Below are 21,471 nucleotides of genomic sequence, written 5' to 3' on the forward strand. Positions count from 1 at the left end.
GGTGGCTGCCCGGCTGGGCCGCCACCAAGCGGTTCCGGTTCAGCGAGCCTTTTTGGTGGCCCGCTTACGCGGCGGGGTCAGCAGGTCGGCGATCGTGGCGATCGCGCTCGGGACCAACCGGTAGTAGGCCCACACACCGCGCTTCTCCCGCTCCAGCAAGCCGGCCTCGGTGAGGATTCGGAGGTGGTGACTGACCGTCGGCTGGGAGAGGCCGAGCGGCGCGGTGAGGTCACACACGCACGCTTCACCCTCGGGTGCCGACTGGATCAGGCTGAGCAGCCGCAGCCGAGCAGGGTCGGCGAGGGCCTTGAGGACCCCCGCCAGCCGCTCGGCGTCGGCGCGTTCGATCGGCTCGCCGGCAAGCGGCGAGATCTGAGGCATAGTCATTTCGGCCAACGCAGTTCCCACGTATTCCATCCTTCCACCAGCAGCATCGATCCGCCTGCATATCAGCAGATCCGAATCGGCAGACTTTTACGCCACAAGGCCGAGGTCAGCCAACGTAAAGGCCGCCCGATAGGGCAATCCGGCGGCTCGCACCGCGTCGCCGGCACCACGATCAACGATAACCGCCACCCCCACGACCTCGGCCCCGGCCTCGCGAAGGGCCTCGACGGCGGTCAACACACTTCCCCCGGTGGTGGACGTGTCCTCCACCGCCAACACCCGGCGACCCGCCACATCGGGCCCTTCGATCCGACGTTGCAGCCCGTGCGCCTTGCCCGCCTTGCGAACCACGAACGCGTCCAATGGACGCCCGGCAGCGTGCAGCATCGCGAAGGCGATCGGGTCGGCCCCCAGGGTCAGACCGCCCACCGCGTCATACGACCAGTCGGCGGTCAGCTCCCGCATCACCCGTCCCACCAACGGTGCCGCCCGGTGATGCAGCGTGACGCGACGCAGATCTACATACCAGTCGGCCTCCCGCCCGGAGGAGAGCACCACCCGGCCATGGACCACAGCCAGGTCGGAGATGAATTTACGCAGGTCGTCGTGGTCCCCCATGGCGATAGAGGGTACTGCGCAAGTCTGTGTGTCGCGTGTGCGGGCCACCCTGGTCAACCCTCCGGGGGACCGATGAGTGGCGATGTCCGGTTACGCTACGTCGATCATGGCGGCGGATCGAGTGATGTCATCGTCCCCGCCCGACGGCGGGGCCACTCGACCGCCGGTCAGTGGCGGTCGCGGCCGATGCGCCCACGGGTGTCCCGGGAGATCACGTCGAGCAGCCGACGCGGGGCGTGCCGCAGCCCCGCCACGGCCAGCTTGTACTTCCACGACGGGACGCTTACCAACTTGCCTTTGCGCAGGTCACGCAGGGCCTCGTCGACCACATCGGTGGCTTCGAGCCACATCCATTCGGGGGTTTTCGACATGTCGATGCCGGCTCGCTGGTGGAACTCGGTGCGGGTGTAGCCCGGGCAGAGCGCCATCACGCGTACGCCGAAGGGGCGGGCGGACTGCCCGACGGACTCGCTGAAGTTGGTGACCCATGCCTTGCTGGCCGAGTACGTGGACCCGGGCATTACCGCACCGAAACCCGCAACGGAAGAGACATTAATCACTGCCCCGCTGCGCCGCTCGGTCATTGTGGCCAGCGCGGCGAGGGTCAGCCGCAGCACAGCGTGCACGTTCAACCGGAGCAGTCGGGTCTCGTCCTGGACGGACGACCGGAGGAAGGGCTTGTTCAGACTGATGCCGGCGTTGTTGACCAGAAGCTCCACGGGCGGCCCGTCGGTCAGCCGTCGTTCGACCGCGGCGCAACCGTCGTCGGTGGACAGATCCGCGGTGATGGTCTCGGTCTCCACGCCGTGCCGCCCGGTCAACTCGGCGGCCTGGGCCGCCATCCGGGTCGCGTCGCGGGCGACCAGCACCAGGTGCCATCCGTCGGAGGCGAGCCGGCTGGCGAACGCCGCTCCGATACCCGCGGTCGCCCCGGTGATCAACGCCCATCGTTCGGTCGTCCGGTCGGGCGTCACGGGCGTCATCACCTCGGGGGGTACGGGGGCGACGTCGGCGCCCCGGGCGGCGGGTAGGGCTGGTACGGCGGCGGCTGGTACGGCGGCGCCGCCGGTGGCTGTCCGAACGGTGGGGTGGGGGGCTGGTAGGGGGACGCCTGTCGCTGGGATGCCGGCCGACGCCGGAACCAGGCGTTGGCCGCAGGCAGTGCCAGCAGCACGGCTACCACAAGGTAACCGAGCACCTGGGCGATCGAAAGGGTGGCGGTGAGCGGAATCCACCAGGACGGGTGGGCATCCGGCACCAGGGCGAGCAACTCGGCGGTCGCCCGGTCGTCACCGAATTCAAGAGGCGTCGCGCGCTGCACGATCAGCGCGGCGATCCCACCACACCCGCAGCACATGCCCAGCCCGGCGACCACCCAGGTCGCCACCCGGGCCGCCGGCCGACGGGCGGCCAGCCCCAGCGCCAGGCCGACGAGGAGCAGACCGGCGAGGATGCTCAGCACCGCCGACACCACGACCGAGGCCCGCAACAGAGCTACCACCGCGTCGACCTGACCGGGGTCGGCACCGGCGTCGGCCGTCGCGCGGAACCGGTCCACCGTGCCGCTGACCGACGCGAGCCCGATCACCGCGAACACGAGCGCGCCGAGCGCCATCACCACAAGCGTCGCCACGGCCAGCACGACCGCGGCCGGTCGACGGGCCGGTGCCTGATCGGGGTACGACACGACGAGTCCCTCCGGTAGGCGTTCGGAAAGCAACCTACTCGGAGGGACCGTCGCGGTCGTGCCTTACGCGTGTGTCGAAGTCCTGGGGAGAGCCGAGGCCGAGTTCAGACAGCGGCCGGCCAGGTGCGTCGACACCCCCGCCAACTCAACGAAGATCAGCCGGGACGATCGGTGGGCGGCTGGGTACCGGGCTGCTCCGGGCCACCGGAGGGCGGGGTGTGCCCGCCCGGCTGGCTGCCCTGGTCGCCGGCCGGTGGCTGGCCGCCGGTAGCCGGATAGCCGGGCTCGGTCGGCTGCTGCGGGGTGCCCGGGTAACCCGGCTCGGCCGGCGTGGTGCCCGGGTAGCCGGGGGCCGGCGGGTAGCCGGGCTGGCTCGGGTAGGCACCGCCGGGCGTGGGCGGCTCCCACTGCTGGGCCGGCTTGCGGAAGAACTCGTTGGCCTTCGGCAGTGCCAGCAGGATCAGCGCCGTCAGCAGCGAGATCAGGCTGATCACTCCGAGCAGGATGCTGACCGGCGTGGCCCAGCTCGGCAGTGCCTCCTCCAGCCGACGCTGGATCTCCTCACCGCTGGGCATGTCGCCGCTGGTCTCGCCGGGCGCGCTGAAGTTGCCGGCGAACCCGCTGAGCAGACTGAATCCGGTGCAGCAGAAGAGGATGCCACCGACGATCCAGGTGGCGATCCGGGAGCCGTTCTTGCCGCGCAGGTTCATCAGCCCCAGGCCGAACAGCGCGAACGCCACCACCAGCAGGAAGATGGCGGTGCCGACGCCGATCACGACGGTGATGTCGGCGACGTTCTGCGCCCCCTCGACGGTGGAGTCGCGGTAGGCGTCCTCCATCACCTCGCGGACGGTGCCGATGGTGGCCAGCGAGATGATCACGCTGATCAGCTGGCAGATCGCGAACAGCAACAGCAGGTAGGTGGATATCGTCACCACGCCCGGCCGCGACCGGGCCGGGGTGTTTTGAGGATCGACCATCTTTCTCCCTTCCTGGAACGCGCTTCACCGTATCGGCAACAGGCCATTCCGGCACGGTGCGACGCCGAGCGGTGGGCGCGTCACCGGCCGCCCGGGTCGACCGGGATCGATCGGACGGGCTGGCTTCCGGCTCAGGACCCGTGCTGCGGGTGGACGGTCACGCTGTCACTGTCCAGCCGTTCGCCACGGGCCATCTCCCAGCCCGCCTCCCCGTACGCCTCGAAGGTGAGCCGCGCCCCGCCCGGGGCGCGGTAGTCGTGGTAGCGCATGGTGCCGCTCGGCGTCAGTTCGGTGACCCCGGAAGCGGTGTACCGGGCCTGACCGGACTCGTGCCAGCTGTAGCGCCGACCACCGGACTCCACCACCGGCGCGCCCGGTGTGACGGTGGGGTCGCGCGGCACCGACTCCCACAACACCAGCTCGAATGCGGGACTCTCCGCCACCGAGAGTCGGCACCGGTCGCCATGCTCGTCGAGGAGGTGCTCGGCCCACCTCCACTCGCCTTCCACCAGGCGAATCGAGCCCTGCACGGAGTAGGTGGCGTCGCCGATCTCGACGATGTCCCCGACCTCGATCCGCCGCGGGTCACGTCGCTGCCCGCCGTCGTACCGCCGCTGCTGCCGACGTGCCGCTGCCGACCGGCCGCGCCACCAGCGCAGCGCGAACCCGGCGACGACCAGCCCGACCAGGCAACCAGCCGCCAGGTACGCCGTCGTCCCGTCCACCCGGTCACCTCCCGAACAGTTCAGCGGAGACGTCGACCATGATCCGGGCAGGTGCCGCCTTCCGCCAACCGGCTACCGGTCCGCCTGATCCGGTCCGCCGGAGCCGACACCGTTCTGCTCACCCTCGCCGGGAGAAGCCGGTCCGTCGGATGCGGGTGGAGCAGGCGGTGCCGACGGCGTCTCCGGGACGGTCGGCGAGGCCGCCTGGTGCGGGGGATACCCGGCCGGATCCGGGCCGCCCACGCCACCGGGCCCGGGATACCCGGGCACCGCATACCCCGCACCGGGCACCCCATACCCGGGCAGCACCGGATACCCGGGCGGCGGCGGATAACCAGGCGGATACCCGGGCGGTATCGGGTAGCCGGACACCGGGTAGCCGGGGATCGTCGGATAGGCGCCCGGCGGCACGGGACCACCGGGCGGCACGGGATAGGCGGGGTAGCCCATCGGCACGGGATAGCCGACGAGGTGGGCGTTCGGGATGTCGCCCCGGGCGGGCGGCCAGGCTGCTGCCGGCCCGGAGCGGGGCACGAACCAGCGGTGGGCCGGCGGCAGCGCCAGCAGCAGCACCACCGCTGCCATGAGCAGGAACACCAGCAGCACGCCGAGGCCCGCCAGCGGGAAGAGGATGTCGAACGGGCTCGGCTGGCTGTAGAGCGCCTCGGCGAAGTCCGACTCCTGCCAGAAATCCTCGCCCGGCGGCGGCACGTCGTCCGGGTACGACTCGTCGACGTACGGCTCGTCGACGTAGGGCGCGCCGGACACCGCGAACGCCAGACCGAACGGAATCAGGAACGCGCCGAGACATCCCTGGACGATGCAGAGCAGCAGCTGCACGCCACCGGCCACGAAGACCATCGTCCGGGCGGTGTTGCTGCCCGCCCTTACCCGGGGCGCGGTCAGGCCCAGCCAGAGCGCCAGCAGCAGCGCGGGCACACCGAGCACCGCCGCCATCATGACGCCGTTCCAGCGCTCCGCGCGTACCTCGTCCGGGTCCGCGTCGGGCACCAGCCGCACGGCGCGGTCGATCGCGGCATCCCACTGGACCGCCTCGATCACCAGCAGGGCGACCAGGCCGAGCAGGATCAGCACGGTGCCGAGTTGCAGCCAGAAGGCCACGGTGACGGTGCCGGGACGCGGCGGACGGGGCGGTGGCACGGCTGCCGGTGCGTCGGCGGTCGCGGTCATACCGCGGACGGTACGGACCGGCCGCAAGCCTCGGCAGCGCCGTTCGGGTGGACCCGATCGGCGTACGGATCATGCTGCGTCGAGTCGCTCGGCGGCGTACTCCCCGACGGTGGTGCTTCCCATCACGCAGCCGGTCATGGTGCTCAGTTCGGCCTCATCACCGCGCAGCGTCGTCCAGGCCGCCCGTCCTGCCGCCGGGTCGAGCCGCTCCAGCAGCGTGGCGGCGTAGACCCGACCAGCGGGGGCGCCGACGGCAAGCAACCGGTCGAGCAGGTCGCGTACCTCCTCCGGGTGGTCGGTCACGGCCGCCGCGACGCGTTGGTACGCCGCGGTCTCGGGCAGCAGGGTGCCCGCGATCCCGACCCCGCCGAACGCCAACGTGCTGGCGTGACCGAGTTCCGCGACGGCCCTCGCCAACTCCGACTCCTTCTTGCGCCGCATCCCGAACATGTCTCCATCCTCGCCCCGGGAGCCCGCCTCCGCTCGTCGGAGGCGGGCCGGGTGCGACGGGTTCAGCTGGACGTGACCGACAGGCCGTCCTTGCTGTCCCGGAGGTCGACCCGCACCGTGTCGCCGTCGCGGACCTCGCCGGCGAGCAGGGCCCTGGCGAGTTGGTCGCCGATCGCCGACTGGACCAGCCGACGCAGCGGCCGGGCACCGTAGATCGGGTCGTACCCGTGCTCGGCGAGCCAGCCGCGGGCGTCCTCGGTGACGTCCAACGTCAACCGGCGGTCCGCGAGACGCCGACCCAGCCGCGCCAGCTGGATGTCGACGATGGCCCGCAGGTTGTCGCCGTGCAGGGCGGCGAAGACCACGATGTCGTCGAGTCGGTTGAGGAACTCCGGCTTGAAATGCGCCCGGACCGTTGCCAGGACGCCCTCGCGGCGCTGCTCCTCGGCCAACGTCAGATCGCTGATCACCGCCGAACCGAGGTTCGAGGTGAGGATCAGGATGGCGTTGCGGAAGTCGACCGTACGCCCCTGGCCGTCGGTGAGCCGGCCGTCGTCGAGCACCTGGAGCAGGATGTCGAAGACGTCCGGGTGGGCCTTCTCCACCTCGTCCAGCAGGATCACCGAGTACGGCCGGCGGCGCACCGCCTCGGTGAGCTGGCCGCCCTCCTCGTAGCCGACGTAGCCGGGCGGTGCACCGACCAGGCGGGCCACGGAGTGCTTCTCGCCATACTCGCTCATGTCGATGCGGACCATGGCCCGCTCGTCGTCGAAGAGGAACTCGGCGAGTGCCTTGGCCAGCTCGGTTTTGCCGACACCGGTCGGGCCGAGGAAGAGGAAGCTGCCGGTCGGACGGTCCGGGTCGGCGACTCCGGCACGCGCCCGGCGGACGGCATCGGAGACCGCGGCGACCGCTTCGGTCTGGCCGACCACGCGCCCGCGCAGCGACTCCTCCATCCGCAGCAGCTTGGCGGTCTCACCCTCCAGCAGTCGACCGGCGGGAATGCCGGTCCAGGAGGCGACCACCGCGGCGATGTCGTCCGCGCCGACCTCCTCCTTGAGCATCGCGCCGGCGGACTGGAGCCGAGCCAACTCCTCCTCGGCGGTGGCCAGTTCGGCTTGGAGGGCGGGAATCCGGCCGTACCGCAGCTCGGCGGCGCGTTCCAGCTCGCCGTCACGCTCGGCCCGTTCGGCCTCGCCACCGAGCCGCTCCAGTTCCTCCTTGGCGGTGGAGAGCTTGGTGATGTGGCTCTTCTCCAGTTGCCACCGCTCGGAGAGGGCGGTGAGCTGCTCGCGCTTGTCGGCCAGTTCCTTGCGTAGCCGCTCCAGACGCTCGGCGGACGCCGCGTCCGGCTCCTTGGCCAGCGCCATCTCCTCGATCTCCAGCCGGCGCACCGCCCGCTCGATCTCGTCCACCTCGACCGGACGCGAGTCGATCTCCATCCGGAGCCGGGACGCGGACTCGTCGACCAGGTCGATCGCCTTGTCCGGCAGGAACCGGTCGGTGATGTACCGGTCGGAGAGGGCGGCGGCGGCGACCAGGGCGGCGTCGGTGATGCGTACGCCGTGGTGCACCTCGTAGCGCTCCTTGAGCCCGCGCAGGATGCCGATGGTGTCCTCCACGGTCGGCTCGCCGACCAGCACCGGCTGGAAGCGGCGCTCCAGCGCCGGATCCTTCTCGATGTGCTCGCGGTACTCGTCGAGCGTGGTCGCGCCGACCATGCGCAGCTCACCACGGGCCAGCATCGGCTTGAGCATGTTTCCGGCGTCCATCGAGCCCTCGCCCTTGCCGGCACCCACGACGGTGTGCAGTTCGTCGAGGAAGGTGATGACCTGCCCGTCAGAGTTCTTGATCTCCTCAAGGACGGACTTCAGCCGCTCCTCGAACTGGCCCCGGTACTGTGCGCCCGCCACCATGGCGCCGAGATCGAGCGAGACCAGCTTCTTGTCGCGCAGCGACTCCGGCACGTCGCCGGCCACGATCCGCTGGGCCAGGCCCTCGACTATCGCGGTCTTGCCGACACCGGGCTCGCCGATCAGCACCGGGTTGTTCTTGGTACGTCGGGACAGCACCTGGATCACCCGGCGGATCTCGGAGTCCCGGCCGATCACCGGATCGATCTTGCCGTCCCGCGCGCTCGCGGTAAGGTCCACGCCGTACTTGGTGAGCGCCTGGTAGGTCTGCTCCGGATCGGCGGTGGTCACCCGGCGATCCCCGCCGCGTACCGTCGGGAAGGCGGCCACCAGGCTCTCCTCGGTGGCACCGGCGGCCTTCAGCGCGGCGGACACGGCCCCGCCGACCCGGGCGAGCCCGGCGAGCAGGTGCTCGGTGGAGGTGTATTCGTCGCCCAGTGGGCGGGCGATCTGCTCGGCGGCGCCGATGGCATTGACGAACTCGCGGGCCAGGGTCGGCTCGGCGATGCTGGAGCCGCGGGCGGCGGGCAGCGCGTCGACGGCCCGCTGGGTGGCCCGGCGCAGCTCGGTCGGGTCGGCCCCGACGGCGCGCAACAGGCCGGCAGCGGTCGAGCCCTCGGTGTCCAGCAGCGAGAACAGCAGGTGCCACGGCTCGACGGTGGCGTGCCCGCGCTGGTTGGCCAGGGCGACGGCACCGGTGATGGTCTCGCGGCTCTTGGTGGTGAGGCGTTCGGTGTTCATGGGCTCCCCTGGATCGGTGTGTCCACTGGTACCGACAGAACCAGAGTTGAGTCTATTCCACTCAACCCCAGCGGTATGAGCTGCATCACTTGTTAGACATCAGCCGTCGGCATCAGGTTCGCACCCACCTCGCAACACACTCGATATACCTCGCCACCTCTGTTGAAGATCGAATAGTCACACCGCGTTAGCAATGCATCACCCCGGCTCGCCGGGAAGCGGGTTTGCAAATTCATCCGACCACCCCGAGCGGGGCTGCCTGGTCGCGGTGACCGTGAGCCGCGTCGACCGGCCTCCGCTGACCTGCCGCCTCACCGAGCGTGCTTGAGCCGTCCAGCCTCCGGCACGCAGGTTGTACCGCTGCGCCGGCTCCGTACGCCCGGCGGCTTGCCGGTAGCGTTGCCCGGGTGCGAGTACGTGTCGAACAGACTGCCTTACCAGGGATCGGCGTACGTCATGACATGATGACGGAATCCGGCCGGCGTCTGGGGGTCGTCTCCCACCGCAGCGGTCGCCGCGACCTCGTCCTGTACGACCCGGACGACCCGGACGGCTGCTCGGCGGACATCCCACTCACCGACGACGAGGCGGAGGCGCTGGCCGACATCCTGGGTGCCTCGCTGATCCTCGGGCAGCTTTCCGGGCTGCGCGAGCAGGCCGCCGGCCTGCTCACCGAGCAGATCGCCGTCCCGGCCTCCTCCACCTACGTCAACCGGCCCCTCGGTGACGCGAAGGTGCGCACCCGTACGAGCGCCTCGATCGTGGCGATCCTGCGCGCCGGTGAGGTGATCGTCTCGCCGGTACCCACCTTCCGCCTCGCCGCCGGCGACGTACTCGTCATCGTCGGCAACCGGCAGGGCCTGGACGGGGCGAGCGCGATCTTCGCCGCCGACGATCCCGCCGGCTGAGCCCCGATGCACGATTTCAGCACCCTGCTCATCGAGGTCGGCGGGCTGCTGTTCCTGCTCGGACTGCTCGGCCGGCTGGGCCGCCGGGTCGGGCTCTCCCCGATCCCGCTCTACCTGCTGGCGGGGCTGGCCTTCGGTCACGGCGGCGTGCTGGAGTTGAGCGCCAGCGAGGAGTTCTTCGCGATCGGGGCCGAGATCGGTGTGATCCTGCTGCTGGTGATGCTCGGCCTGGAGTACTCCGCCGACGAACTCGTCGGCAGCCTGCGGTCGGCCGCGCCGGCAGGACTGCTCGATGCACTGTTGAACGCGCTGCCCGGCGCGGCATTCGCGCTGCTGCTCGGTTGGGGTTGGCTGGCTGCGGTGGTGCTCGGCGGGATCACCTGGGTGTCGTCCTCCGGGGTGATCGCCAAGGTCCTGGCCGACCTGGGCCGGCTCGGTAACCGGGAGACCCCCGTGATCCTCTCCGTGCTGGTGGTCGAGGACCTGGCAATGGCCTTCTACCTGCCGCTGCTTACTGCTCTGCTGGCCGGAGTCGGATTCGTCAAGGGTGGTGTCTCCCTCGCCGTCGCGGTGCTGACCGTGATCGCGGTGCTGGTGGTGGCCCTGCGTTATGGCAACGTCCTCTCCCGGGCGTTGTCGGCCGGCAACGCCGAGGCACTGCTGCTCGGGGTGCTCGGACTGACCCTGCTGGTGGCCGGGGTGGCCGCGAAGTTGCAGGTGTCGGCGGCGGTGGGCGCGTTCCTGGTCGGCATCGCGCTCTCCGGGCCGGTCGCCCACCACGCCACCGAGCTACTGACTCCGCTGCGGGACCTCTTCGCCGCCGTGTTCTTCGTCTTCTTCGGCCTCGCCACCGATCCACGGCACATCCCGCCGGTGCTGCTGCCCGCGCTGCTGCTCGCGCTGGCCACCATGGGGACCAAGACGCTGACCGGCTACCTGGCCGCGCGACGGGTGGGCATCGCCGAACCGGGTCGCTGGCGTGCCGGCCTGGCGCTGGTACCCCGGGGCGAGTTTTCCATCGTCATCGCCGGAATCGCGGTGGCCTCCGGCAGCGTCTCACCGAAGCTGGCGGCGCTGGCGGCGACGTACGTGCTGATCACGGTCGTCACCGGGCCGGTGCTGGCCCGGCTACCCGACCTCGCCTGGTTCAAGGGTTGGCTGCGGACCCGGGCGGCAGCGCAGCGGGCCCAGGCGGCGGCCGCGTCGAACCGAGCTTGACCGTCGAATCGAGCGTGACCCTCGGACCGAGCGTGACCGTCGGACCGGCCGATTCGACCGTCCGGAGGGCGTCGCCGACCAAGAGATGCCGAATTGCTTCCCGCAGGGGCTACCGGTACTCACCGGTACCGCGTTAACGTGTCGCCCCAGCAGCCAGGGTTCGCGGTGGGCGGACGCCCCCGCGGGCGAAAGCGGAAGGTTGGCCGGTGAGCGTGCAGGAGTCAGCGTTCCACGGCTTCGCCAACCCCGTCGACCCAACCCCGGCGGAGTTGCGAGCGTGGGCTTACCACCCCGATTCGGTCCCGTTGACGTCGATGCCGCCGGACTGGGACCTGCTGGTCTCCGGTGACCGGCTGGTGACGACGCTGTTCGATCTCGCCATGGACACCCGCTGTCCGGCGCGTCGGTTCGCGCTGCACTGTCTCTACATCTACGCCGCCGACGGGATCCGGACGAACTTCCGGGCACACCCGAAGCGTCGCTTCCGGAAGCTGGTCGACCAGGCCGAACGCAACGGCGACGAGATGATGCGCACCTGGGCGCACAACAGTCGGGTGCTGCTGACCCGGCCGGAGCTCTTCGTGTACCGGGAGTGGTGCGAGGGCGGCCTGGTGCGGGAGAACCGCAGGCTCTGAACGTGCCGAACGGGCCGGGACCCCCCGTGGCTCCCGGCCCGCACGTCGGCGGAGCGTCAGCGCGACCCGCCCCGCTCGCGCCGGTGCTGGTCGCTGCGCACCTGGCCGGCACCACGACCGACCCGACCGCTGCCCGCGGCGACCCGATCGCCCTTGCCGCTGAACCTGCCGGCCTGGATCTGGTCGGCGAAGCGTCCCTTGGTGAGCCGGTCGAACCGGTGTTGGACGTTCTCCGCCAGGTCGTCGAGGCGTTGCTCCGTCTCCTCGGCCACCTTCCTCGCCGATTCCGTCATGGCTCCCCCCGCCAGATCGGAGTCCGGATTGAGATGGTTTAGACCTGATTTCTGAAGACTAGTCGAGACAACCTGTCTCGCGCTCGGGTTTGCGAAAACACGAGCGGTGCAGCGCCTGCGGAGAAGCGGAAAGGGGTGTGGCCCCGAGGTCGGAGCCACCCCCCTTTGCCGTAACGGGCGTCAGCGCCCCGGGCTGCGTCGGGGACGCCAGACCACCAGGGCGGTCGAGGTCTGGTTGGTGGGAACGAGATCACGGCCGGGGAAGCGGGCCAGCGACTCCAGCTCGGCCATCCGGCGGTACGCGGCGTCGAGCTCAGCCTCCAGCTGGGCGACCCGCTGCTGTGCCTGCTCCAGCAGCTGCTCCAGCCCGATGATCCGCTTGATCCCGGCGAGGTTGACGCCGTCGTCCTGGCTGAGCCGCTGCACCTCGCGCAGCAGCACCACATCCCGGACGCTGTACCGCCGCCCACCACCGGCCGCCCGCCCGGCCTGCACCAGGCCGAGCCGGTCGTACTGGCGCAGCGTCTGCGGATGCATACCCGCCATCCGCGCCGCAACCGAGATCATCAGCACCTTGGCCTCGTATGCCGGGTCATCCGAGCCGACGAACCCGTCCATCCCGCTCACCTCCGCACCGCTTCACCGATCAACCGAACCGACGCACCCGCGCGTCGAGATGTTCCCGGGCCGCCGGCGGGGTCTGCTCGGCGAACGTCTCCAGCGCGGCCCGCGCTTCGTCCGAGATCCCCGCCGGCACCACCACGTCGAGGGTGACCAGCAGATCGCCGTGCTGTCCGTCCCGCCGGCTGACGCCCTTGCCCCTGGCCCGCAGGATGCGGCCGCTCGGCGTACCCGCCGGCACCCGCAGGGTCACCGGACCGTCGAGCGTCGGTACCCGCAGGTCGGTGCCGAGGACGGCCTCCGCGAACGTGATCGGCACGGTCAGGGTGAGGTCGTCGCCGGTGCGCCCGAACACCTCGTCCGGGCGGACCTTCACGTGCACGAACAGATCACCCGCCGGACCGCCGCGCTCACCCGGCTCGCCTCGGCCGGCCAGCCGGATCCGCTGGCCGTCGGCAACCCCGGCGGGAAAGCGGACGTTTAGCGTCCGGGTCTTGGTGACCCCGCCGGTGCCCTGGCACTCCGGGCACTTCTCGTCCACCACCGTGCCCACGCCCTGACAGTTGCGGCAGGGCTCGGAGAAGCTGAACGCACCCTGGTTCCGGTTGGTGACCCCGGCACCGTGACAGACCGGGCAGGTGCGTGGCAGCGTCCCGGGCTTGGCACCGTTGCCGTGGCAGGTGTCGCAGACACCGGGTGCGCGCAGCGTCAGCGGCAGGGTCACGCCGCGTACCGCGTCGTTGAAATCGAGCGCCACCTCGGTCTCGATGTCCCGGCCCCGGGCCGGACCCGGCGCGCCCGCACCCCCGCCGCCACCGGAGAAGATCGAGCTGAACAGGTCGGAGATGTTGCCACCGGCGAACCGGCCGCCACCTGACTGCGCGCCACCGAACAGGTCGGAGACGTCGAACGGCGCACCGCCCGGTTGGCCGCCCTGACGGGCACCGCGCCGGAACGCGCCCGAGCCGAACAGCGAGCGCATCTCGTCGTACTCGCGGCGCTTCGCGTCGTCGCCGAGCACCGCGTACGCCTCGGACACCGCCTTGAAGCGCTCCTCGGCCTTGGCGTCGCCGGGATTGTGGTCCGGGTGCGACTCGCGGGCCAGCTTGCGGTACGCCTTCTTGATCTCATCAGCCGGGGCGGTCTTCGCCACACCCAGGACCGCGTAGTAGTCCTTCTCGATCCAGTCCTTCGAACTCACCCGTACACCTCCTCCCCACCTCCGGGCCCGGTCCGCCCCGCCCGCCGGGTTTCGGCGAGCGGGGCGGCCGGATCACCGTCGCGCACTATTCGGGGTCGGCGACCGCGACCAGCGCGGGCCGCAGCAGTCGCTCACCGACCTGGTAGCCCCGACGCATCACCTGCACGCAGGTCGGCTCGGTGACGTCGGCCGAGGTCTGGTGCGCCACCGCCTCGTGCCGCGTCGGGTCGAACGGATCGCCCTGCTCGCCGAACGGGGTCAGCCCGAACTTGCCCAGCGCCGTGACGAGCTGCTCGGCCACCGAACCGAACGGGCCGACCAGGTCGCCGTGCTCCCGGGCCCGGTCGAGATCATCCAGGATCGGCAGCAGCGCGGCGAGCACGGACCCGGTCGCCTGCTCGGTGACCAGGCCACGGTCGCGCTCGACCCGCTTGCGGTAGTTGGCGTACTCGGCCGACACCCGCTGCACGTCGCGGGTGCGTTCGTCCAGCTCGGCGCGGAGTGCCTCCAACTCGGCACCCAGCCCGCCGGTGGCCGGCTCGGACGGCTCCCCGACCGGCTGTGCCGGCGCGTCCACGACCGGCGGTCCCTCGGTGGACGCGTCGCTGAGCGCGCTCGCCTCGACCTCGATCGAGTCGACCACGACCTCGGCCTCCTCGACCAGGCCCTCCGCTGGCACGTCCGGTCCGGCGTCCGCCGCCGTACCGTCGGGCTCGCGGATCTGACTGATCTTGCGATTGTTGCGGATGACGACCCGCGGCGCGTCGCCGGTGGCCGGCTCGGACGCCGAGCCACCCGGCGCCGACCCGGTGTCACCCGGGTCGGCGGCTCGTGGCTTCTCCGTCATACGACTACCTCATCCCTCTGCCCGGGCGCTCGGGTGGCCAGGACCGTCACTTCTTGTCCTCGTCCACGATCTCCGCGTCGACCACGTCGTCCGCGCCGGGCCGTGCGCCGCCGGCCTGCGCGCCGCCGGCCGCACCGGCGGCACCGGCCGTACCGGCACCGGCCTCGCCGCCCTCCTGGGGCTGCTCGGCCTGCTGGGCGTAGAGCAGCGAGCCCGCCTCCTGGGAGACCTGCGCGAGCCGCTCGTGCGCCGACTTGATCTTCTCGATGTCGCTGCCACCGAGAGCGCCGCGCAGCTCACCGAGGGCCTCGTTGAGCTTCTCGCGGTTCTCGGCGGGGAGCTTCTCACCGTTCTCCGCGAGGAACTTCTCGGTCTGCCACTGCAGGGCCTCGGCCACGTTGCGGGTCTCGGCCTCCTCGCGGCGGCGCTTGTCCTCCTCCGCGTGCTCCTCGGCGTCCCGGCGCATCCGCTCGATGTCGTCCTTCGGCAGCGAGGAGCCACCGGTGATCGTCATCTTCTGTTCCTTGCCGGTGCCCAGGTCCTTGGCGTGGACGTTGACGATGCCGTTCGCGTCGATGTCGAAGGTGACCTCGATCTGCGGCACGCCGCGCGGGGCCGGCGGGAGGCCGGTCAGCTCGAAGGTGCCGAGCTTCTTGTTGTACGCGGCGATCTCACGCTCGCCCTGGAAGACCTGGATCAGCACCGACGGCTGGTTGTCGTCGGCGGTGGTGAACACCTCGGACCGCTTGGTCGGGATCGTGGTGTTGCGCTCGATGAGCTTGGTGAAGATGCCGCCCTTGGTCTCGATGCCCAGGCTCAGCGGCGTCACGTCGAGCAGCAGGACGTCCTTGACCTCGCCCTTGAGTACACCGGCCTGAAGGGCGGCGCCCACGGCGACGACCTCGTCCGGGTTGACGCCCTTGTTGGGCTCACGGCCGGTGAGCTGCTTGACCAGGTCGGTCACGGCCGGCATCCGGGTCGAGCCACCGACGAGGATCACGTGCTCGACGTCGGAGACCTTGATCCCGGCGTCCTTCACGGCCTGCTCGAACGGGCCCTTGCAGCGGTCCAACAGATCCTGCGTCATCCGCTGGAACTCGGCCCGGCTGAGCGTCACGTCCAGGTGCAGCGGGCCGGCGGCACCGGCGGTGATGTACGGCAGGTTGATGTTGCTGGTGGTGGCGGCGGACAGCTCGATCTTGGCCTTCTCGGCGGCCTCCTTGAGGCGCTGCATCGCCATCTTGTCCTGCGACAGGTCGATGCCGTGCTCGCCCCGGAAGGTCTTCACCAGGTGGTCGATGATCCGCTGGTCCCAGTCGTCGCCGCCGAGCAGGTTGTCACCGCTCGTCGACTTGACCTCGATGACGCCCTCGGCCAACTCCAGCAGCGACACGTCGAAGGTGCCACCACCGAGGTCGAAGACCAGGACGGTCTGCTCCTTGGAACCCTTGTCCAGCCCGTACGCCAGCGCGGCCGCGGTCGGCTCGTTCACGATCCGCAGCACGTTGAAGCCGGCGATCTCACCGGCCTCCTTGGTGGCCTGACGCTGGCCGTCGTTGAAGTACGCCGGGACGGTGATCACCGCGTCGGTGATCTGCTCGCCCAGGTAGGCCTCGGCGTCCCGCTTGAGCTTCATCAGCGTCCGGGCCGAGATCTCCTGCGGGGTGTACTTCTTGCCGTCGATGTCGACGGACCAGTTGGTGCCGATCTCCCGCTTGACCGAGCGAATCGTCCGGTCCGGGTTCGTCACCGCCTGGCGCTTGGCGACCTCACCGACGAGCACCTCGCCGTTACGGGCGAACGCGACGATCGACGGGGTCGTCCGCGAGCCCTCAGCGTTGGCGATGACGGTGGGCTCACCGCCCTCCAGAACGCTGACGCAGGAGTTCGTCGTGCCGAGGTCGATACCGACCGCACGTGCCATCTTCGCTTCCTCGCTTCGTTACGTTGAGCAGGTGACGGGCCCTCCCGTCCCGCTGCGCGGCGCATGCCGTCCGTCCGCAGCGACCCCACCTCAAGTTGAGTGAACTTGACTCAATAGTGCCACGCCCCCGGAAATCGTCAAGTCAAGGTTGAGTCGGATCGACGCAAGTCGTCCGTCCTACCGACCGGTTGTCTTACCTTGTGTCGGTCGGGCACGCTTTAGCGGTGACGACGCACGGCGATTCCGCCTCACCGTCCGGCGCGCCCGCCGTCGCAGCCCGCACCGGGTCCACCGGCGTCGGCGAGGACCGGCCCGCGGCCACCGGGGACGACACCCTGCCCGACGCTCTGACCAGCCTGCGCGCCGCGATCGGGGCGGCCCGGTTTCCGCTGGCCCTGCCCTCGGCCGAGCTGGCCGCGCGCACCGTCGCCGCCCTCGCCGACCAGCTCGACGACTACCTGCTGCCCCGCCTGGCCCGCCTCGACGCACCGCTGCTCGTGGTAGTCGGCGGATCCACCGGCGCCGGCAAGTCGACCCTGGTCAACAGCCTGGTGCAGGCCCGGGTCAGCGCGGCCGGGGTATTGCGGCCCACCACCCGATCCCCGGTACTGGTCTGCAATCCGGCCGACTCGGCCTGGTTCCGCCGGGGCGAGCTACTGCCCGGGCTGACCCGCACCAACCAGCCCAGCGACGATCCCCGCACCCTGCACCTGGTCACCGCCCCGGCGCTCCCGCCGGGGCTGGCGTTCCTGGACGCCCCCGACATCGACTCGGTGGTCGACGCCAACCGGGCGCTGGCCAACCAGCTGCTCGCCGCCGCCGACCTCTGGCTCTTCGTCACCACCGCCGCCCGGTACGCCGACGCCGTCCCCTGGGAGCTGTTGCACGGCGCCCGGGCCAGAGGTGCGGTACTCGCCCTGGTGCTCAACCGGGTGCCCGCGGAGGCGACCGACGAGGTGGCCGCCCATCTCGCCGAGATGCTCGCCGAGCAGGGTCTCGACGCGGCCCCCCTGTTCGTGCTCCCGGAGACCTGGGTCGACGGGCAGGGGCTGCTACCGGGCCGCAGCACCGCACCGCTGGCCGACTGGTTCGCCCGACTCGCCGCCGACGCGGAGGCCCGTTCGGCGGTGGTCCGGCAGACGCTGGGCGGCGCGCTGGCCCTGCTGCAACCCACCGTCGAGAGCCTGGCCCTCGCCGTCGACGAGCAGGCCGCCGCCGCCGACGCGATGGACGACCGGGTACGTGCGGCGTACCGGGCCGCGAACCGGACCGTCGAGCAGGGGCTGCGCGACGGTCGACTGCTCCGTGGCGAGGTGCTCGCCCGTTGGCAGGAGTTCATCGGCACCAGCGACCTCTTCCGCACCCTTGAGGCGCGGATCGGCCGGCTGCGGGACCGCGTCATGGCCTCCTTCTCCCGCCGCCCGGCCCCCGCGGTCGAGCTGCGGGACGCGATCGAGTCGCAACTGGTCACCCTGCTGCGGGGGGTGGCCGCCGAGGCGGCCGAGCACGCGTACACCGGATGGAAGGCGCACCCGGCCGGCGCGGCCCTGCTCGAACCCGACCTCGCCCACCACTCCGCCGACCTGCCGCAGCGCGCCGAGCGCCTGGTACGCGACTGGCAGCGCGGCGTCCTGGAACTGGTCCGGGCCGAAGGTGGCGACCGACGCTTCGTGGCACGGACGGCCGCGTACGCGGTCAACGCCACCGGGCTGGCCGTGATGATCGCGGTGTTCGCCTCCACCGCCTTCATCCCGACCGGGCTGGAGGTCGCCACCGGAGCCGGCACCACCCTCGCCGGTCAGGCGGTGCTTCAGGCGATCTTCGGCGATCAGGCCGTGCGTGCGCTGGCCAGAAAGGCCCGGGAGGATCTGCTGGAGCGGGTGACGGTGCTGCTGGACGACGAGGCCAGCCGCTATCTCGCGCGGACCCGGCAGGCCCGACCGGCGGGCCGGACCGCGACGGCGTTGCGCCAGGCGGCCGAACGGGTCGAGGCGGCCCGGTTGCGCAGCGGCTTCGCCGACGCCGCACCCACGCTCAGCGCCCAGAAGATGGGCGTCGACGCCCCGGTGACCGAGGGGGAGCGGCCGTGACCGGCATGGGCGGACGCCTCCGCGAGGCGTTGCGCATCGCCGACGGGCGGGTGGACGCCGACCAACTGGTCGCCCGGCTGGAGGCGGTGCGGCGGTTCCTCGGCATCGTCGACGGCCACCTGCCGGACACCCCGCTGGTACCGGCCCGCACCCTGGTCGAACGCGCCGGGACCCGGCTGGCACTCTCCCGCGACCACACCGTGGTGGCGCTGGCCGGAGCCACCGGTAGCGGCAAGTCGAGCCTGTTCAACGCGATGGCCCGGATGGATCTCTCACCGGTCGGGGTACGCCGGCCCACCACCGGTGTCACACACGCCTGCGTCTGGGGCCCGCTCGACGGGGGCACCCGGCTGCTCGACTGGCTCGGCGTGCTGCCCCGCCACCGGTTCGTACGGGAGAGCCTGCTCGACGGCGAGGACGAGTCCACGCTGCACGGGCTGATCCTGCTCGACCTGCCGGATTTCGACTCCGTCGAGCACTCGCACCGGCTGGAGGTGGACCGGCTGCTCGGCCTCGTGGACCTGGTGGTCTGGGTGGTCGACCCGCAGAAGTACGGCGACCGGTTGATGCACCGCAGCTACCTCCGCGAGTTCCACCGGCACCGGGACGTGACCCTGGTCGTGCTCAACCAGACCGACCGGCTGCCGCCGGCCGAGGTGCCCCGGGTACTGGCCGATCTGCGCCGCCTGCTCGACGCGGACGGACTGGACGGGGTACCCCTGCTGGCCACCACCGTCGCCGACCCGGAGGGCCCGGAGCGGTTGCGGGCGGCGCTGGAGCGCACCGTCGCCGAACGACAGGCCGCGCTGCGTCGTCTCTCCGGTGACGTCGACGCCGTCGTCGCCGCGCTGGACCACATGGTCGGCGCACCCCGCACCGCACTCGCCGCCGACGATCCCGCGGTCACCGCGCTGGACCGCGCCCTGTGCAAGGCGGCGGGAGTGCCGACCGTCGTCGCGGCGGTCGAGCAGGCGTACCGGCATCGCGCCGCAGCGGCCACCGGCTGGCCGTTGATGCGGCTCTGGCGGCGGCTGCGGGCCGACCCGCTGCGCCGGCTGCACCTGCCCGACCGGCGGGCCGGCGGTGACCCGGCGGAGAGCCTGGTGGCCGCCACCTCCGTGCCCGAGCCCAGCGCGGCCGACAAGTCAGCGCTGGCCCTGGCCCTGCGGACGGTGGCCGAGCAGGCCGGCGCCGGCCTGCCGAACGCCTGGCCGGATGCGATGGCCACGGCGGCCCGGTCCCGCCTCGGCGACCTGCCGGACGCCCTGGACGGCGCACTCGCCGGCACCGATCTCGGCGTCGACCGTCCCCGTGCCTGGTGGCGACTGGTCGGCTGGGTGCAGTGGCTGGTGACGCTCGCCGCGGCGGTCGGACTGGGCTGGCTGGTCCTCGGCTACGCGATGCGGGCACTCGGGTTGCCGGAGTTGCGGCACCCGATGGTCGGTGAGGTACCGGTACCGACCCTGCTGCTGCTCGGTGGGTTGCTGACCGGGTTGCTCGTCGCGGCGCTTACCCGCCCGTTGGTGCGGTGGGCCGCCCGGCGGGCCCGTCACCGGGCGGAGGCGCAGCTCACCCGGGCCGTCGCCGGCGTCGGCGAACAGCAGGTGCTGGCCCCGGTGCGCGCCGTCATCGCCGCGCACGCCGACGCACGCACCGTCCTCGAGGTCGCCCGACACCGCTGACCCGGCCGCTGAACGTTCCTGGACCCCGCACGATCGGCGTAGGGTCGGGTCATGGCCACGCCACAGACCCCTTACGACGCGGTGCTGCACGCCGCACGCGACGTGACCAAGCTCGACTCGGCCCTCGACGCGGAGATGCTCGGTGCGGCCCTGCTCGGCAGCGTGTACGAGGTCGCCGAGACGGACCGGGAGGCGGCGGTACGCGACTTCGTGGGCGAGTTCCTCGCCGCCACGTCGAGACGACGCGCGGTCGCGGCGACCACGGTCCGGGCCGTCTTCGCGGCCCTGGTGCCGGACGCTGCCGGCGCGGACCGGGTACGGCCCGGTGCGACCGCACCAGCCTGGTCCGGGCAGCTCGGCAAGGTGCACCTCACCGGCACCTGGGCGTACGGCGACGTGTACGGCGACCAGACCTCCTACCTGGCCACGTTCGCCTACGACGATGCCAGCGGAGGGCCGGAGCACGCCCTGGTCGCCCTGATCGACCACAACATCGGCATCACCAAGGACGTGTTCGTCGGCGGTCCGGCGGGCCGCATCCTGGAGCAGGTCCGGCAGTTGTGCGCCGAGGACGAGCTGACCTGGTTCCGGGAGGAGAGCCCGACCCGGATGCGCGACGAGGTGAGCCGGCATCTGGCCGTCACCGACCATCTGGGTCAGCTGCCCGGTGCCGCCTCACTGGCCACCGACCGGGCGCTCGTCGGGGCCCGGCTGGCGGTCCTGCCGGCCGCGACCGCACCGCCGCCCCGGCAGGCCGACGACCCGTTGCCCGACGCTGCGCGGGCCGCGGAGATCCGCCGGTTCCTGGGCTCACCGGACGCCGCCCGGGCCGGGCTGGACGCGGTCGACGACGCCGAACTGGCCTCGCTGCATTTCTGTCTGGGCCTGCTGCTCGATCATGCGGCCACCTTCCCGGACGCCGACCCGCTGCGGTGGAGCCCGACCGTCGCCGGCCTCTTCCTGCTCGACTGGGTGCACCGCCGGGCGGTACTCGACATGGACGACGCGGCGATGCTGCCCCGGGTGCTGCGCGCCTGGGCCGGATACGCGGCCCGCCGACGTGGGCTGCCCGAATCGGCAGCCGCCGCCACGGACGCCGCGATCGAGGAGATGGTGCCGGAGTTCGTCCGGCTCTACGCGACCGGCGAGCGGCGCAGCCCGGCCACCGCTGCAGTGGCCCAGTTGATGGCCGACGGCATCGACCCGGATGATCCGGCGGCCCTGGACGCCTGGATCGAGGCAAACCGACACCGCCTGGCCGACGACAGCTGACCCGCACCTACGCTCGGCGGGCCGCCTCGCGGCCGGCACCGTCGGTCAGGCCGGCACCGTCGGTCAGGCACCGTCCGTCAGGCCGGCA

20 protein-coding genes are annotated in these 21,471 nt (G+C 71.5%); 6 read left to right on the forward strand and 14 right to left on the reverse strand.

Going from position 1 to position 21,471, the window contains the following annotated elements; translation table 11 throughout:
- Window positions 1-39: 39 nt before the first annotated feature.
- The 9 genes from ACFY2A_RS01815 to clpB all read right to left on the reverse strand — a co-directional run bounded on the left by ACFY2A_RS01815 (window position 40) and on the right by clpB (window position 8,692).
- Window positions 40-417 carry a helix-turn-helix transcriptional regulator gene (locus tag ACFY2A_RS01815; protein WP_007454255.1) on the reverse strand — a complete coding sequence of 126 codons (378 nt, stop codon included), beginning with the start codon at window positions 415-417 and terminating at the stop codon, window positions 40-42.
- A 57-nt stretch (window positions 418-474) separates the two neighbouring features.
- Window positions 475-1,005, reverse strand: coding sequence for an orotate phosphoribosyltransferase (gene pyrE, locus ACFY2A_RS01820; protein WP_387167138.1), 531 nt, complete (start codon window positions 1,003-1,005; stop codon window positions 475-477).
- Between the two features lie 167 nt (window positions 1,006-1,172).
- Window positions 1,173-1,988, reverse strand: a complete 816-nt coding sequence (locus ACFY2A_RS01825; protein WP_387167141.1) for an SDR family NAD(P)-dependent oxidoreductase — start codon at window positions 1,986-1,988, stop codon at window positions 1,173-1,175.
- Window positions 1,988-2,692: a hypothetical protein gene (locus ACFY2A_RS01830; RefSeq protein WP_387167143.1), complete on the reverse strand. Its 705-nt coding sequence runs from the start codon at window positions 2,690-2,692 to the stop codon at window positions 1,988-1,990. The genes ACFY2A_RS01825 and ACFY2A_RS01830 overlap by 1 nt, the downstream gene beginning before the upstream one ends.
- A 155-nt stretch (window positions 2,693-2,847) precedes the next feature.
- Window positions 2,848-3,672 (reverse strand): hypothetical protein, encoded by an 825-nt coding sequence (locus ACFY2A_RS01835; RefSeq protein WP_387167146.1) that lies wholly within the window; start codon window positions 3,670-3,672, stop codon window positions 2,848-2,850.
- A gap of 131 nt (window positions 3,673-3,803) precedes the next feature.
- A complete protein-coding gene (locus ACFY2A_RS01840; RefSeq protein ID WP_387167149.1) occupies window positions 3,804-4,397 on the reverse strand; it encodes a DUF4178 domain-containing protein in 594 nt (197 codons plus the stop codon).
- Between the two features lie 72 nt (window positions 4,398-4,469).
- Window positions 4,470-5,588, reverse strand: coding sequence for a hypothetical protein (locus ACFY2A_RS01845; protein WP_387167151.1), 1,119 nt, complete (start codon window positions 5,586-5,588; stop codon window positions 4,470-4,472).
- A 69-nt stretch (window positions 5,589-5,657) separates the two neighbouring features.
- Entirely contained in the window at window positions 5,658-6,038 is a 381-nt protein-coding gene (locus ACFY2A_RS01850) for a hypothetical protein (protein ID WP_387167153.1), read from the reverse strand.
- A gap of 62 nt (window positions 6,039-6,100) precedes the next feature.
- Entirely contained in the window at window positions 6,101-8,692 is a 2,592-nt protein-coding gene (clpB, locus tag ACFY2A_RS01855) for an ATP-dependent chaperone ClpB (RefSeq protein WP_387167156.1), read from the reverse strand.
- A gap of 407 nt (window positions 8,693-9,099) precedes the next feature.
- Between clpB and ACFY2A_RS01860 the strand changes: the two genes are divergently transcribed.
- The 3 genes from ACFY2A_RS01860 to ACFY2A_RS01870 all read left to right on the forward strand — a co-directional run bounded on the left by ACFY2A_RS01860 (window position 9,100) and on the right by ACFY2A_RS01870 (window position 11,453).
- The gene (locus tag ACFY2A_RS01860) at window positions 9,100-9,600 is read left to right on the forward strand and encodes a cation:proton antiporter regulatory subunit (protein ID WP_363921257.1); all 501 of its coding nucleotides are present in this window, start codon (window positions 9,100-9,102) and stop codon (window positions 9,598-9,600) included.
- 6 nt (window positions 9,601-9,606) lie between these two features.
- A complete protein-coding gene (locus ACFY2A_RS01865; protein WP_387167160.1) occupies window positions 9,607-10,818 on the forward strand; it encodes a cation:proton antiporter in 1,212 nt (403 codons plus the stop codon).
- 206 nt (window positions 10,819-11,024) lie between these two features.
- On the forward strand, window positions 11,025-11,453 hold the full coding sequence (locus ACFY2A_RS01870; protein WP_093403754.1) for a hypothetical protein: 429 nt from the start codon (window positions 11,025-11,027) through the stop codon (window positions 11,451-11,453).
- Between the two features lie 56 nt (window positions 11,454-11,509).
- Here the strand turns inward: ACFY2A_RS01870 and ACFY2A_RS01875 are convergent, their stop codons facing one another.
- From ACFY2A_RS01875 to dnaK, 5 genes are all read right to left on the reverse strand, one after another.
- Window positions 11,510-11,746, reverse strand: coding sequence for a hypothetical protein (locus tag ACFY2A_RS01875; protein ID WP_363921253.1), 237 nt, complete (start codon window positions 11,744-11,746; stop codon window positions 11,510-11,512).
- A 180-nt stretch (window positions 11,747-11,926) separates the two neighbouring features.
- Complete coding sequence (locus tag ACFY2A_RS01880; protein WP_363921251.1) at window positions 11,927-12,364, reverse strand: heat shock protein transcriptional repressor HspR; 438 nt, start codon at window positions 12,362-12,364, stop codon at window positions 11,927-11,929.
- 28 nt (window positions 12,365-12,392) lie between these two features.
- Window positions 12,393-13,568, reverse strand: a complete 1,176-nt coding sequence (dnaJ, locus tag ACFY2A_RS01885; protein WP_363921249.1) for a molecular chaperone DnaJ — start codon at window positions 13,566-13,568, stop codon at window positions 12,393-12,395.
- 85 nt (window positions 13,569-13,653) lie between these two features.
- The gene (grpE, locus tag ACFY2A_RS01890) at window positions 13,654-14,415 is read right to left on the reverse strand and encodes a nucleotide exchange factor GrpE (protein WP_387167165.1); all 762 of its coding nucleotides are present in this window, start codon (window positions 14,413-14,415) and stop codon (window positions 13,654-13,656) included.
- Window positions 14,416-14,461: 46 nt separating this feature from the next.
- Entirely contained in the window at window positions 14,462-16,339 is a 1,878-nt protein-coding gene (gene dnaK / locus ACFY2A_RS01895; RefSeq protein WP_387167168.1) for a molecular chaperone DnaK, read from the reverse strand.
- A 224-nt stretch (window positions 16,340-16,563) separates the two neighbouring features.
- Between dnaK and ACFY2A_RS01900 the strand changes: the two genes are divergently transcribed.
- Genes ACFY2A_RS01900 through ACFY2A_RS01910 form a run of 3 tightly spaced genes read left to right on the forward strand, consistent with a single transcriptional unit; the run spans window position 16,564 to window position 21,383 of the window.
- Window positions 16,564-18,429 (forward strand): ABC transporter, encoded by a 1,866-nt coding sequence (locus tag ACFY2A_RS01900; protein ID WP_387167172.1) that lies wholly within the window; start codon window positions 16,564-16,566, stop codon window positions 18,427-18,429.
- Between the two features lie 5 nt (window positions 18,430-18,434).
- Window positions 18,435-20,111: a GTPase gene (locus tag ACFY2A_RS01905; protein WP_387167514.1), complete on the forward strand. Its 1,677-nt coding sequence runs from the start codon at window positions 18,435-18,437 to the stop codon at window positions 20,109-20,111.
- A 51-nt stretch (window positions 20,112-20,162) separates the two neighbouring features.
- A complete protein-coding gene (locus ACFY2A_RS01910; RefSeq protein WP_387167175.1) occupies window positions 20,163-21,383 on the forward strand; it encodes a hypothetical protein in 1,221 nt (406 codons plus the stop codon).
- Window positions 21,384-21,471 lie beyond the last annotated feature (88 nt).

Origin of the sequence: Micromonospora sp. NPDC000442 (assembly GCF_042898635.1) — a bacterium.
Lineage (GTDB): Bacteria > Actinomycetota > Actinomycetes > Mycobacteriales > Micromonosporaceae > Micromonospora.